The organism is Mycobacterium shinjukuense (genome assembly GCF_010730055.1).
In the GTDB taxonomy this organism is placed as follows: Bacteria; Actinomycetota; Actinomycetes; order Mycobacteriales; family Mycobacteriaceae; genus Mycobacterium; species Mycobacterium shinjukuense.
Genome location: NZ_AP022575.1, coordinates 3,653,654 through 3,666,178, shown reverse-complemented (window position 1 = coordinate 3,666,178; position 12,525 = coordinate 3,653,654). Strand labels below are relative to the sequence as shown.

At 67.3% G+C, this 12,525-nt stretch carries 12 protein-coding genes and 3 pseudogenes; 11 read left to right on the top strand and 4 right to left on the bottom strand.

Translation table 11 applies throughout. From position 1 onward, the window contains the following. The first annotated feature begins 127 nt into the window (after positions 1-127). Complete coding sequence (locus G6N20_RS16525) at positions 128-1,453, top strand: cytochrome P450 (RefSeq protein ID WP_083046750.1); 1,326 nt, start codon at positions 128-130, stop codon at positions 1,451-1,453. Between the two features lie 12 nt (positions 1,454-1,465). Here G6N20_RS16525 and msrA read toward each other — a convergent pair whose 3' ends face one another. Continuing rightward, positions 1,466-1,981: a peptide-methionine (S)-S-oxide reductase MsrA gene (gene msrA / locus G6N20_RS16520; protein ID WP_083046751.1), complete on the bottom strand. Its 516-nt coding sequence runs from the start codon at positions 1,979-1,981 to the stop codon at positions 1,466-1,468. A gap of 85 nt (positions 1,982-2,066) precedes the next feature. On the opposite strand from msrA, the gene G6N20_RS16515 reads away from it, so the two are divergent. After that, the gene (locus G6N20_RS16515; RefSeq protein ID WP_083046752.1) at positions 2,067-2,573 is read left to right on the top strand and encodes a nuclear transport factor 2 family protein; all 507 of its coding nucleotides are present in this window, start codon (positions 2,067-2,069) and stop codon (positions 2,571-2,573) included. Next, positions 2,570-3,589 carry an NAD-dependent epimerase/dehydratase family protein gene (locus G6N20_RS16510; protein ID WP_083046753.1) on the top strand — a complete coding sequence of 340 codons (1,020 nt, stop codon included), beginning with the start codon at positions 2,570-2,572 and terminating at the stop codon, positions 3,587-3,589. The genes G6N20_RS16515 and G6N20_RS16510 overlap by 4 nt, the downstream gene beginning before the upstream one ends. Before the next feature lie 73 nt (positions 3,590-3,662). On the opposite strand, the gene G6N20_RS16505 is transcribed toward G6N20_RS16510, so the two are convergent. Continuing rightward, positions 3,663-3,926, bottom strand: coding sequence for a hypothetical protein (locus tag G6N20_RS16505; protein WP_142271916.1), 264 nt, complete (start codon positions 3,924-3,926; stop codon positions 3,663-3,665). Between G6N20_RS16505 and G6N20_RS16500 the strand changes: the two genes are divergently transcribed. After that, positions 3,925-4,305 (top strand): DUF427 domain-containing protein, encoded by a 381-nt coding sequence (locus G6N20_RS16500; protein WP_083046754.1) that lies wholly within the window; start codon positions 3,925-3,927, stop codon positions 4,303-4,305. The genes G6N20_RS16505 and G6N20_RS16500 overlap by 2 nt on opposite strands. Here the strand turns inward: G6N20_RS16500 and G6N20_RS16495 are convergent. Further along, positions 4,286-4,696 (bottom strand): nuclear transport factor 2 family protein, encoded by a 411-nt coding sequence (locus G6N20_RS16495; protein ID WP_083046755.1) that lies wholly within the window; start codon positions 4,694-4,696, stop codon positions 4,286-4,288. The two genes, G6N20_RS16500 and G6N20_RS16495, sit on opposite strands and share 20 nt — an antisense overlap. Before the next feature lie 29 nt (positions 4,697-4,725). Between G6N20_RS16495 and G6N20_RS16490 the strand changes: the two genes are divergently transcribed. After that, complete coding sequence (locus G6N20_RS16490; RefSeq protein ID WP_142271917.1) at positions 4,726-5,652, top strand: DNA-3-methyladenine glycosylase family protein; 927 nt, start codon at positions 4,726-4,728, stop codon at positions 5,650-5,652. 142 nt (positions 5,653-5,794) lie between these two features. Here the strand turns inward: G6N20_RS16490 and G6N20_RS16485 are convergent, their stop codons facing one another. Next, positions 5,795-7,216, bottom strand: coding sequence for a chloride channel protein (locus G6N20_RS16485; protein WP_083046757.1), 1,422 nt, complete (start codon positions 7,214-7,216; stop codon positions 5,795-5,797). 515 nt (positions 7,217-7,731) lie between these two features. Here G6N20_RS16485 and G6N20_RS22295 point away from each other — a divergent pair. From G6N20_RS22295 to G6N20_RS16455, 6 genes and pseudogenes are all read left to right on the top strand, one after another. After that, positions 7,732-7,848: pseudogene (locus tag G6N20_RS22295) on the top strand (hypothetical protein); the annotation flags it as partial. A 107-nt stretch (positions 7,849-7,955) separates the two neighbouring features. Beyond that, the gene (locus tag G6N20_RS16475) at positions 7,956-8,579 is read left to right on the top strand and encodes a TetR/AcrR family transcriptional regulator (protein ID WP_083046758.1); all 624 of its coding nucleotides are present in this window, start codon (positions 7,956-7,958) and stop codon (positions 8,577-8,579) included. A 208-nt stretch (positions 8,580-8,787) separates the two neighbouring features. Then, positions 8,788-9,717, top strand: a pseudogene (locus G6N20_RS16470) (class I SAM-dependent methyltransferase); the annotation flags it as partial. A gap of 129 nt (positions 9,718-9,846) precedes the next feature. Next, positions 9,847-10,071: pseudogene (locus G6N20_RS16465) on the top strand (SAM-dependent methyltransferase); the annotation flags it as partial. 134 nt (positions 10,072-10,205) lie between these two features. Continuing rightward, positions 10,206-11,633 (top strand): aldehyde dehydrogenase family protein, encoded by a 1,428-nt coding sequence (locus tag G6N20_RS16460; protein ID WP_083046761.1) that lies wholly within the window; start codon positions 10,206-10,208, stop codon positions 11,631-11,633. Positions 11,634-11,661: 28 nt separating this feature from the next. Further along, on the top strand, positions 11,662-12,522 hold the full coding sequence (locus G6N20_RS16455) for an SDR family oxidoreductase (protein ID WP_083046762.1): 861 nt from the start codon (positions 11,662-11,664) through the stop codon (positions 12,520-12,522). The last annotated feature ends 3 nt before the right edge of the window (positions 12,523-12,525 follow it).

The window sequence follows — 12,525 nt, the reverse complement described above, 5'->3', positions numbered from 1 at the left end:
ACTGAAACCCTCTCACGGATTGCGGCACCTTGTCATGCTTGGTACCAAAGGGTACCGTACTGGATAAGCCCGCGGTACACCGTCGTACCAACCCTTTGCGGGGCACATGTTGGGAGTCTTACCGGTCATGAGCCAAGCAATCACCGACGCGCCCGCATCGCCCGCACCCACCTTGCCCCCCGCCGCCCGGATGCCGAAAGTCTTGCAGGGCTTGGCCTTTGCGATGCTGCGGCGGGCGATGTTCCAACGCTACACCCGCCGCTATGGCAAGGTGTTCATGCTCGACATCCCCATCTATGGCCGCATCGTGGCGGTCTGCGACACGCAGCTGGCCAAGCAGGTCTTCACCACCGGCCCGGAAGTGCTCGGCAACATCCAGCCCAACCTGAGCCGGCTGTTCGGCTCCGGATCGGTGTTCGCGCTCGACGGCGACGACCACCGCAGGCGGCGGCGGTTGTTGGCCCCGCCGTTCCACGGCAAGAGCATGAAAAACTACGAGGCCATCATCGAAGAGGAGACCCTGCGGGAGACCGCCACCTGGCCTGACGGCACGCCGTTCGCGACGCTGCCGTCGATGATGCACATCACGCTCAACGCGATCCTGCGCGCGGTCTTCGGCGCGGGCGGCGCCGAACTCGACGAGCTGCGCCGTCTCATCCCACCATGGGTGACCCTGGGCTCGCGGATGGCGGCGCTGCCGCAACCCACCCGCAACTACGGCCGATTCAGCCCGTGGGGGCGGCTGGCCGAGTGGCGGCGCCAGTACGACCTCGTCATCGACAGGCTGATCGAGATCGAGCGCCACGACCCGAACTTCGCCGACCGGACCGACGTGCTCGCGCTGCTGCTGCGCAGCACCTACGAGGACGGTTCGGCCATGTCGCGCAAGGACGTTGGCGACGAATTGCTGACCCTGCTAGCCGCCGGCCACGAAACCACCGCGGCCACCTTGGGCTGGGCGTTCGAACGGTTGAGCCGGCACCCGCAGGTGCTGGCGGCCCTGGCCGAGGAAGCCGACACCGGCGGCGGCGAGCTGCGCCAGGCGACGATCCTGGAAGTCCAGCGGGCCAGGACGGTGATCGACTTCGCCGCTCGCCACGTCAACCCAGCGGTGTACCGGCTCGGCGAGTGGGTCATTCCTGGCGGGTACTCGATCCTGGTCAACATCGCTCAGATACACAGCGATCCCGACGTGTTCGCGGATCCGGACCGGTTCGACCCGCAACGCTTCATCGGATCCAAGCCGTCGGCCTTCGCGTGGATCCCGTTCGGCGGCGGGACCCGCCGCTGCGTGGGAGCCGCCTTCGCCAACATGGAGATGGATGTCGTGCTGCGAACGGTGTTGCGGCACTTCACCATCGAGACCACCACGGCGCCCGACGAACGGTGGCACGGCCGAGGTGTGGCGTTTACCCCCAAGGACGGCGGCCGGGTCGTCGTCCACCGACGCTGAGCCGGCAACCGATCAGTGGCTGCTGGCCGCCCGTCTCGGCAGTTTCCAGCCGGGCCGGACGAAGTGACAGGTGTAACCGTTGGGGTAGCGCTGCAGGTAGTCCTGGTGCTCGGGTTCGGCCTCCCAGAACTCCCCGGCCGGGCTGACCTCGGTCACCACCTTCCCGGGCCACAGGCCGGACGCCTCGACGTCGGCGATGGTGTCCAACGCGATGCGCCGCTGCTCGTCGTCGAGGTAGAAGATGGCCGACCGGTAGCTGGTGCCGCGGTCGTTGCCCTGCCGGTTTTTCGTTGTCGGATCGTGGATCTGGAAGAAGAACTCCAGTAGCGTGCGGTAGTCGGTGACCGCGGGGTCGAAGATGATCTCGACCGCCTCGGCGTGCGTGCCGTGGTGACGGTAGGTCGCGTTGGGGACGTCCCCGCCGCTGTAGCCCACCCGGGTGGAAACCACGCCGGGTTGCTTGCGGATCAGCTCCTGCATGCCCCAGAAGCAGCCGCCGGCCAGGATCGCCCTCTGGTTGCTCGTCATGTCGTGGCCTCCCGATTGGGCCCGGGGACTCCCGGACACCCGAGCCGACCCCAGGCTACACTCCGCCGGTGAGGTGTAGCGGCGCGTGACTGGCCGGGCGTTCTCCCGTGGCGAATTGGCCGCCGCCTTCGAGAAGTTCGAGGCGACGGTGGCACGCGCCGCCGCGACCCGAGACTGGGACGCCTGGGTGGAGCACTACACCCCCGACGTGGAATACATCGAGCATGCGGCGGGCACCATGCGCGGCCGCGAGCGGGTGCGCGCCTGGATCCGGCACACGATGACGACCTTCCCGGGCAGTCACATGGTCGCGTTCCCGTCGTTGTGGTCGGTCATCGACGAGTCCACCGGACGCGTCATCGCCGAACTGGACAACCCGATGCGCGACCCCGGCGACGGCAGCGTGATCAGCGCGACCAACATCTCGATCATCACCTACGCCGGCGACGGCCAGTGGTGCCGTCAAGAAGACATCTACAACCCGCTGCGCTTCCACCGGGCCGGACTGGCGTGGTGCCGCAAGGCGCAGCAACTGGGCACGCTGGACGAGGATGCGGCGCGCTGGATGCGCCAGAACAGCGGCCCCGGATGAGCCCCAAACCCAAGCTGGTCATCGGGGCCAACGGCTTCTTGGGCTCCCACGTCACCCGCCTGCTGGTCGCCGACGGCGCCGAGGTGCGCGCCATGGTGCGTCCGACCGCCAACACCCGCGGCATCGACGACCTGCGGCTCACCCGGTTCCACGGCGACGTCTTCGACACCGCCACCGTGGCCGAGGCGATGGACGGCTGCGACGACGTCTACTACTGCGTGGTCGACACCCGCGCCTGGCTGCGCGACCCGTCCCCGCTGTTTCGCACCAATGTGGAAGGCCTGCGCAACATCCTCGACGTCGCCAAAGACGCCGGCCTGCGCAGGTTCGTCTTCACCAGCAGCTACGCGACGGTCGGCCGCCGGCGCGGGCACGTGGCGACCGAAGACGACCGGGTGGACACCCGCAAGGTCACTGCCTACGTCCGGTCCCGGGTGGCGGCCGAGGACCTGGTGATGACATACGTCGCCCAGCACGGCCTGCCCGCCGTCGCAATGTGCGTCTCCACCACCTACGGCGGCGGCGACTGGGGCCGCACCCCGCACGGCGCCTTCATCGCCGGGGCGGTCTTCGGCAGGCTGCCCTTCCTGATGACCGGCATCCGGCTGGAAGTCGTCGGCGTCGACGACGCCGCCCGGGCGCTGATCTTGGCCGCCGAACGCGGGCGCATCGGCGAGCGCTACCTGATCTCCGAACGGATGATGCCGTTGGCCGACGTGGTGCGCATCGCCGCAGACGAGGCGGGTGTGCCACCGCCGCAGCGGTCGCTCTCGGCACCCATGCTCTACGCGCTGGGCGCGCTGGGCAGCCTGCGGGCCCGGGTCACGGGCCAGGATGCCGAGCTGAGCCTCGCGTCGGTGCGCATGATGCGCGCCGAAGCCGACGTCGACCACGGCAAGGCGGTGCGGGAATTGGGCTGGCAGCCGCGCCCGGTCGAGGAATCGATCCGGGAGGCCGCCCGATTCTGGGCGGCGATGCGCACGACCGGCACGACCGCCAGTGAGACGGGTCGGTGAGGTGAGGGCTGGACCAGCGGGGTGCCGATGGTTTGCCGAGGGTCCCTTGATGACATACACACAGCAGATCGGGCTACGGCAGAAGGGCTTCGCTATAGGCCCACGCAATCAGCGCCTCGCCTGAATCGAACGGCAGGTACATTTTCGTCTTAAGCAAGTCGTCGACCAGACTTATCACAGCGCGTTTGTCCCTGCTGTAGAGCGACTTGTACGCCTCGATGACAATCCACATCGTGTCGATGGACGTAACGCTGGCTGGACGACTTCCTGCACAGCCGAGCCGCTGGCGGCATTCTGACGGGGAATGTTCATGACCGAGAGCTGTTGCACCTGCCATGAGCAACAGGATTGTCTTGGAACCCAGCCCGCAGCACCCGATCACCATCGAGCCGACCAACGGACGGGTGCAGGTTCGGGTCAACGGGGAATTGGTCGCGGACACGTCCGCGGCGCTGCACCTGAAAGAATCCAATTACCCTGCGGTGCAGTATATTCCGTTGGCCGACGTGGCGCCCAACGTGCTGACCCGCAGCGACACCAGCAGCTACTGCCCCTACAAGGGCGAAGCCAGTTACTACGGTGTGACCACCGCGGCCGGCGGCACCGTCGACGACGTGGTCTGGACCTACGAACATCCCCATCCCGCGGTCGCCGCGATCGCCGGGCATGTCGCCTTCTACCCCGACAAGGCCGAAATCAGCATCGTCCCGGATTAGCGCTGGCTTCGGGGTACACCTCCGCCAGCGATTGCGTGTCGCTGTATTCGCGCAGCGCGACGATCAGTCCGTCGCGGGTTTCGAAGATGCAGACGAACGGGCTGTCGTATGGCGTGCCATCGGCGGTCGCGCCGCGGCAATGCCCCTCGATGACCACCGTTTCGCCCTCGTTGACGCAGCGGCGCAGCTCGATGTTGACCTCGAAGACCTTCTTGCGCCGCTGGACCGCTCTCCGCAGCGTTTGCTTGTCCAATTCGGTGCGGGTGACGATGCTCCAGTAGGTGAAGTCATCGCTGAGCAGCTCGAAGCCTTCGCCGATGTCCCCGCCCTCGCACAAGCTCTGCAGGAACATCCATGCGAGTTCGGCCTGCGGGTCGTCGAACGGCGTCATCACACCGCCATCCTGTCTCGGCGGACAGTTTGCGGTCAATTGACGTGGCCGTCGAAGCGGTGGTGACCTTCCCGGGGGCAGCCGGCTTCGGGCACACCCTGGCGCCACTGCGCCGGGGTCGCGGCGATCCGTGCTTTCGGGCCCTCGGCGACGGCACGATCTGGCGGACCAGCTTGCTGCCCAGCGGACCCGTCACGGCACGGATCAGCCGCGCGGGGCCCGACGCGGCACGGTGCGTGGCCTGGGGCGGCGGCGCCGAGCAGTTCCTCGACCTGCTGCCCGCGTTGCTGGGCGCCGACGACGACGCCCGCGATTTCGTGCCGCGGGAGCCGACGGTGGCCGCCGCGCACCGGCGGCTCCCGCATTTGCGGCTGGGCCGCACCGGGCAGGTGCTGGAAGCCCTGATCCCGGCGGTGATCGAGCAACGAGTGCCCGGCGCCGACGCCTTTCGGTCATGGCGGGTGCTGGTCAGCAAATATGGCACTCCGGCTCCCGGACCGGCGCCGGCCGGGATGCGAGTGCCGCCGTCGGCGGAGGTGTGGCGTTCCGTCCCGTCCTGGGAATTTCACCACGCCAACGTCGACCCCGGGCGGGCTCGGACGGTGGTGGCGTGCGCGCGGCGGGCGGCGTCGTTGGAGCGATTGGTGTCAATGCCCGCGGCGCGGGCGCGTGCGGTGCTGACGTCGCTGTCGGGAGTCGGGGTGTGGACGGCGGCCGAGACCGCGCAACGGGCGTTTGGTGACCCCGACGCGCTGTCGGTCGGGGACTATCACATTCCGAAAATGATCGGCTGGACGTTGCTGGGCCGGCCGGTCGACGACGCCGGGATGCTCGAGTTGCTGGAGCCGATGCGGCCGCATCGGCACCGGGTGGTGCGGCTGCTCGAGGCCAGCGGGCTAGCCCATGAGCCCCGCCGCGGGCCACGGCTGCCGGTGCAGGACATTCGGTCGCTGTAGCGGGTTGGCAAAGCGGCGCCTAACCTAACCGGTGCCCCGGACCGGCGTCGAGCCGCCCGCCGGCGCCACCGGAGGCGACGCGACCGCGATTACTCGACGAGGCACCGCGGCCAGTGGATCGAACTAGCTCCGCATCGTTGGGTCAGTCGCCGGGTGGGGCCTGACGCGCACGTTCGGCCTCGGCGGCCTGCCGGTTCAGTCGCTGTGCCGCATAGATCGTGACGTTGGTGCCAGACATCAGCAACGACGCGATCCCCACGGCCAGGATCGCTCCGGGCACCACCGAAAACGAGCCGGTCATCTCCGCGACCATGATCATGATCGCCAGCGGCGCGCGGGCGACGCTGCCAAAGCATGCCATCATCCCCACCACGACGAAGATGCCCGGCGCGTCCGGCACGCCCGGCAATCCGGAGAGCTCACCCAGCCGCCAGATCGCGGCGCCGACAAACGCACCGATGACGATGCCGGGGCCGAACAGCCCGCCGGATCCGCCAGTGCCGATCGACAGCGAGGTGGCAATGATCTTGGCGATCGGCAGGACGAGCACGATCCATAACGGGATGCCCAGCAGCGAGCCACGGTCGGCGGCCAACTGCGCCCAGCCGTAGCCGCTGGACAGGATCTGCGGGATCAGCAGTCCCAGCAGCCCCACCAGCAGGCCACCGATGGTGGGCTTGAGCACCGGCCCGCCGGGAAGGCGGTGGGTCAGGGCCACCGACGCGTGGAAGATGCGGGCATACAGGTAGCCGACGGCCGCGGCGATCAGGCCGATCACCACAAACCACAGCAGCGGCCACGCCCGTTCGAAGCGGTATTCCGCGTCGATGTAGCCAAACAGCGGGTCGAAGCCCAAGAAGGCGCCCAGCACCGCATACGCCGTCCCGGAGGTGATGAAGCCGGGCAGCAGGTTGCGGTAGTCGAAGTCGTCACGGTAGGGGATCGAGGCGGCCAGCACCGCTCCGCCCAGGGGCGCGGCGAAGATGGCGCCGATGCCCGCGCCGATGCCCAGCGCCACCGCGGTCCGGCCGTCCTCGTCGGACAGGCCCAGCCGGCGGGTCAGAAACGAGCAGAACCCGGCCGAGATCTGCGCCGTCGGGCCTTCGCGGCCACCCGAACCGCCCGAGCCGATGGTCAAGGCGCTGGCCACCATCTTCACCAGCACCGCCCGCGCACGGATGGCTCGAGGATCGCCGTGCACCGACTCGATCGCCTCGTCGGTGCCGTGGCCCATGGCCTCCGGGGCGAGCTTGGCCACCATCAACGCCGACAGCAGCGCCCCACCGGTGGTTACCAACGGAATCGCCCAGGGGCGGGCAAAGCCGGTGGATCCGCGGCCGCCGCCCTCCCCGATGGGGGTGGGGATGTGGTAGCCCCCCAGAGAGCCGAGGAGAAACTGGCCGGTGCACGTGAGCGCGAGGTAGAAGACGACCGCACCCAGACCGGCGATGACGCCGATCGTGATGCCCAGCGGAATCCACTTGCGCAGGTAGCCCGCGTTCCTGATCGCTGCGCCGAACCTCCCGGCGGCGGCCTCGGTTCCGCTGTCTTGTGCCTCCGGCATGGTCCGGACGTTAGCAGCACGTGGACGTCGGGCGGCTCAGCCGATTGCCGCCACGGAAATATGCCTCGTCACGGCGGGCCTTGAGCAGAGCGTAATCGCCCGTCACCACGGCGACGTCGGGATCACGGATCCGATCGGGCCGGCGAGGTGGACAGCGTCGTATCCGCACGAGCCGTGCAGTTCGGCCGGTAAGGACGGCCGACGCGACATGACAGACGTCGGTAAGAGGGCGCATTGTATGTGGCGAAACCTTGTCTGTCAAGACGATAAATTCTGGCGGCAGCGGTGAGCGACGCCCAGCGCTGGGTCAATCTGTCGAACCGAGTCACGTTCACGCCTTCTTGCTATCGGACCAGCGAAGGTGCCGACGTGACGTTGGGCGCGTTCGACGCCGACGCAGCGCTTCCGGGCGTCGTTGCCGGTGTGACCGGCGGCCGGGTGTCACTCGCACGCCGATCTGGCTGGCAGACGCGACGACTTGAAATCGTTGGGAGGCTTCATGTTTCGTGGTATTCATGACCTCTGTTCGCCCGGCAATCCGATCACCGTCGTTGCCGCGGCAATGTTGGTCGATCCTGGACGGACAGCCGGTTCAGGAGCCGTCAGGTCACCGCGAGCCATTCGTGATGAACACCGGCGCCGGCGTGTGCCAGGCATTTGAGGATTACCATGCTGGGAAGTTCCGTAGCATCCCGCCGAACGCGCGAATGCGCCATCGTGGCGGTGGCACACTTAGAAAATGCCGCAAACGGCGAGTCGCGGGCCTGGCCGACCCCCGGCGGCCAAAGCCGACGAGACGCGCAAGCGCATCGTGCGCGCCGCGCGTCAGGTGTTCAGCGAACGCGGCTACGACGGGGCGACCTTCCAGGCGATCGCCCTTCGCGCCGACCTGACTCGGCCGGCGATCAATCACTACTTCTCCAACAAGCGGGTGCTGTATCGGGAAGTGGTGGACCAAACCAACGAACTCGTCGTCACGGCTGCCATCGAACGCGCACGCCGGGAGACAACGCTGATGGCGCGGATGGCGACGTTCATCGGCGTCGCGTTGGACGCTGACGCCAAGAATCCTTCCTCGGCGGCCTTTTTAGTCACCGCCGTGCTGGAGTCCCAGCGGCATCCCGAATTGCGCCAAACCGAAAACGATGCCGTACGGATCACCCGGGACTTCCTGACCTGGGCCGTCGGCGATGCGATCGAACACGGCGAACTTGCCGAAGGTGTCGACGCGCCGACGTTGGCCGAGACGTTGTTGTTGGTGCTGTGCGGGGTGGGGTTCTATGCCGGCTTTGTGGGGACCTACAAGGAGATGGAGGACATCACCGCGTCGCTGGGACAGCTGCTGGCCGGCCGGCTTTGGTAGTCCCCAGATCCCGGACGACACCCCGATCGTGCGGATTGCCGGCCGGTGACGTTGCCCACAAAGAGTATAGATTGCCTAACTTACTAGGTAGCATGGTCGAGGCATCACCGTATCCGGCGAGTCAAGAGCTGCCGGGCCATCCAATTCACCACGGCTGGAGACATCACCCAAGCGAATACGCACAGAGCGGGAGCACGCGATGAGCACAATGCGTACCCATGACGACACGTGGGACATCAGGACCAGCGTCGGTGCCACCGCGGTGATGGTGGCCGCTGCCCGGGCCGTGGAAACCGACCGGCCCGACTCATTGATCCGAGACCCGTACGCCAAACTGCTGGTCACCAACGCCGGTGCCGGCGTGCTGTGGGAAGCGATGCTCGACCCGGCGATAGCGGCCAAGGTGGAGGCCATCGACGCCGAAACCGCGGCGATCGTGCGGCACATGCTTAGCTACCAGGCGGTGCGGACGAACTTCTTCGATTCGTTCTTTGCAGATGCTGTCGCCGCAGGGATCCGACAGGTGGTGATTTTGGCGTCCGGACTGGATGCGCGCGCCTACCGGTTGGATTGGCCGGCGGGCACGACGGTGTATGAGATCGATCAGCCCAAGGTGCTTACCTACAAGTCCATGACGCTGGCGGAAAACGGGGTGACGCCCAAGACAACTCGTCGGGAGGTGCCGATCGACTTGCGACGGGACTGGCCGGCGGTGTTGCGTGCCGCGGGCTTCGACCCGGCAGCGCGGACCGCGTGGCTGGCCGAGGGGTTATTGATGTATCTGACCGCCGACGCCCAGGATCGGCTGTTCACCCACGTCGGTGAGTTGAGTGCGGCCGGGAGCAGGGTCGCGGCCGAAACCGCGGGAACCCGCGCCGACCAGCGTCACCAACGGATGCGGGAGAGGTTCAAGAAGGTCGCCGACGTGCTCGGGTTCGAGCAGACGGTGGACGTGCATGAGCTGATCTACCACGACTCGGATCGAGCGGTCCTGGCCGACTGGCTCAGCAACAATGGGTGGCGCGCCAGCGCCCACAGCGCGCCCGACGAGATGCGCCGGTTGGGCCGCTGGGTGGACGGCGTACCGATGGCCGACGACAAGGATGCCTTCTCGGAGTTTGTGACCGCGGAGCGGTTGTCATGGCGCGCACCGCGGACGATTCCCGGGGCATCGGCCGCCGGCTGCGACGCTGCCCGGTAGGCAGCGCCAAGGGGCCGAGGGACCGTGGCCGTTTCTGCCCGCCGCTACCGCGAGCCGAAGACGGGCCGCCAGCGTGGCGGACTGGGGTTGCAACGGGCGGCAGACGTGCTGGATCTGCTAGAGCACGACCCGAATCGAGCGGTCGTCGCCGATTGGCTCGATGACCACGGCTGGCGGGCGACGGCGCACACCGCGCAGGACGAGATACGCCGGCTGGGCCGCTGGGTTGCCGGCGTCCCGGCGGTTGTCGAAAACGCGGTGGCCGAGCTGGTCACGGCGGAGCGGCGGTAGCGCCGGCGCACGACGCCGTGGTTCGGTCTCTTCCGGCTGCCGTCCTATTGCTGTCCCGACCGGGTGACTAGGATCGCGATTATCACCGGTGGGTGGCCGCACGTGACCGGCACCTGCGGGAAGGAAGGACAACGATGACCACCGACTCCCTGCCCACGACCGCACCCACGTCCGGGTCATCGCAATCGGATGTCGTCCAAACCGTGGCCCGGCTGCGCAAGACATTCGCGACCGGGCGCACCCGCGACGTCGAGTGGCGCAAGCGGCAGTTGCTCGCGTTGGCCAGGTTGATGGAAGAGAACGAGCGGGCGATCTCCCAGGCGCTGGCCGACGACCTGGACCGCAACCCGTTTGAGGCATACATCGCCGACATCGCGACCACCACCGCCGAGGCGAAGTACGCCGCCAAGCGGGTGCGCCGGTGGATGCGGCGCAAGTACCAGCTGCTCGAGGTGCCGCAGCTGCCGGGCCGGGGCTGGGTGGAGTACGAGCCCTACGGCACCGTGCTGATCATCGGCGCCTGGAACTACCCGTTTTACCTGACGTTGGGTCCGGCGGTCGGTGCGATCGCCGCCGGAAATGCCGTCGTGCTCAAGCCGTCGGAGATCGCGCCGGCGTCCTCGCGCTTGATGGCCGAGTTGGTGCCGCGCTATCTGGACAACGATGCGATCGCGGTGGTCGAGGGCGACGGGTCGGTGAGCCAGCAGCTGATCGCGCAGGGCCTGGACCGCGTGATGTTCACCGGCGGCACCGAGATCGGCCGCAAGGTGTATGAGGGCGCGGCACCACATCTGACCCCGGTCACCCTGGAACTGGGTGGCAAGAGCCCGGTGATCGTCGCGGCCGATGCCGACGTGGACGTCGCGGCCAAGCGGATCGCCTGGATCAAGCTGCTCAACGCCGGGCAGACGTGCGTCGCACCCGACTACGTGCTGGCCGACGCCGCCATCCGCGACGAACTCGTCGACAAGATCGCAGCGGCCATCACCAAGTTCCGCTCCGATCAGCCGCACGGAATGCGCATCGTCAACCAGCGCCAGTTCAACCGGTTGAGTGGCTACCTCGCCGAGGCGAAAGCTAGCGCGAAAGGCGAGGTGGTCGTGGGCGGCGAGTGTGACCCCTCGAGCCTGCGCATCCAACCGGCGGTGGTCGTCGACCCCGATCCGGCGGGCGCACTGATGACAAACGAGATCTTCGGACCGATCCTACCGGTGCTCACCGTCGAATCTCTAGACGAGGCAATACGTTTCGTCAACTCGCGGCCCAAGCCGCTGTCGGCGTATCTGTTCACCAAGTCGCGTCACGTCCGCGAGCGGGTGATCAAGGAGGTGTCGGCCGGCGGAATGCTGGTCAACCACCTGGCCTTTCACGTGTCCACGGCCAAGCTGCCGTTCGGCGGCGTCGGCGCCTCGGGCATGGGCGCCTACCACGGACGTTGGGGCTTCGAGGAGTTCAGCCACCGCAAGTCGGTGTTGACCAAACCGACTCGGCCCGACCTGTCGAGCGTTACCTACCCGCCGTACACCGAGCGGGCTTTCAAGCTGGCTCGCAGGCTGTTCTAGCGGTCCAACAACTGCAGAGAGGAAACTGATGCCCGGAGTGCAGGATCGCGTCGTCATTGTCACCGGAGCCGGTGGGGGACTGGGCCGTTCATACGCCCTCACCCTTGCCGCGGAGGGTGCCAGTGTCGTCGTCAACGACCTCGGCGGAGCCCGTGACGGCACGGGTGCCGGATCGGCGATGGCCGACCAGGTGGTCGCCGAGATTCGTGACGCGGGTGGCCGTGCGGTAGCCAACTACGACAGCGTCGCCACCCAGGACGGTGCGGCCAACATCATCAAGACCGCGCTAGACGAGTTCGGCGCGGTGCACGGTGTGGTGAGCAACGCCGGGATCCTGCGCGACGGCACCTTCCACAAGATGACGTTCGAGAATTGGGACGCCGTGCTCAAGGTGCATCTGTACGGCGGATACAACGTGATCCGGGCGGCTTGGCCGCATTTCCGCGAGCAGAGCTACGGCCGGGTGGTCGTGGCCACCTCTACCAGTGGGCTGTTCGGCAACTTCGGCCAGACTAACTACGGGGCGGCCAAGCTGGGCTTGGTCGGCCTGGTCAATACGCTGGCGCTGGAGGGGGCCAAGTACAACATCCACGCCAACGCGGTCGCCCCAATCGCGGCCACCAGAATGACCCAGGATATCATGCCGCCCGAGGTGCTGGAGAAGCTCACGCCGGAGTTCGTTGCGCCGGTGGTGGCCTACCTGTGCACCGAGGAATGCGCCGACAACGCATCGGTATTCGTCGTCGGTGGCGGCAAGGTACAGCGGGTTGCCTTGTTTCAGAACGATGGCGCCAACTTCGAGACCCCGCCATCGGTGCAGGATGTCGCGGAGCACTGGGCCCAGATCACCGACCTATCAGACGTGAAAAAAGCCGGATTCAAGTTGTAATGT

Bases quoted from the DNA above. Each gene is read 5' to 3' on its own strand.
- G6N20_RS16525 (WP_083046750.1), top strand. From the start codon at position 128: ATGAGCCAAGCAATCACCGACGCGCCCGCATCGCCCGCACCCACCTTG.
- msrA (WP_083046751.1), bottom strand. From the start codon at position 1,981: ATGACGAGCAACCAGAGGGCGATCCTGGCCGGCGGCTGCTTCTGGGGC.
- G6N20_RS16510 (WP_083046753.1), top strand. From the start codon at position 2,570: ATGAGCCCCAAACCCAAGCTGGTCATCGGGGCCAACGGCTTCTTGGGC.
- G6N20_RS16500 (WP_083046754.1), top strand. From the start codon at position 3,925: ATGAGCAACAGGATTGTCTTGGAACCCAGCCCGCAGCACCCGATCACC.
- G6N20_RS16505 (WP_142271916.1), bottom strand. From the start codon at position 3,926: ATGGCAGGTGCAACAGCTCTCGGTCATGAACATTCCCCGTCAGAATGC.
- G6N20_RS16495 (WP_083046755.1), bottom strand. From the start codon at position 4,696: ATGACGCCGTTCGACGACCCGCAGGCCGAACTCGCATGGATGTTCCTG.
- G6N20_RS16485 (WP_083046757.1), bottom strand. From the start codon at position 7,216: ATGCCGGAGGCACAAGACAGCGGAACCGAGGCCGCCGCCGGGAGGTTC.
- G6N20_RS16475 (WP_083046758.1), top strand. From the start codon at position 7,956: ATGCCGCAAACGGCGAGTCGCGGGCCTGGCCGACCCCCGGCGGCCAAA.
- G6N20_RS16460 (WP_083046761.1), top strand. From the start codon at position 10,206: ATGACCACCGACTCCCTGCCCACGACCGCACCCACGTCCGGGTCATCG.
- G6N20_RS16455 (WP_083046762.1), top strand. From the start codon at position 11,662: ATGCCCGGAGTGCAGGATCGCGTCGTCATTGTCACCGGAGCCGGTGGG.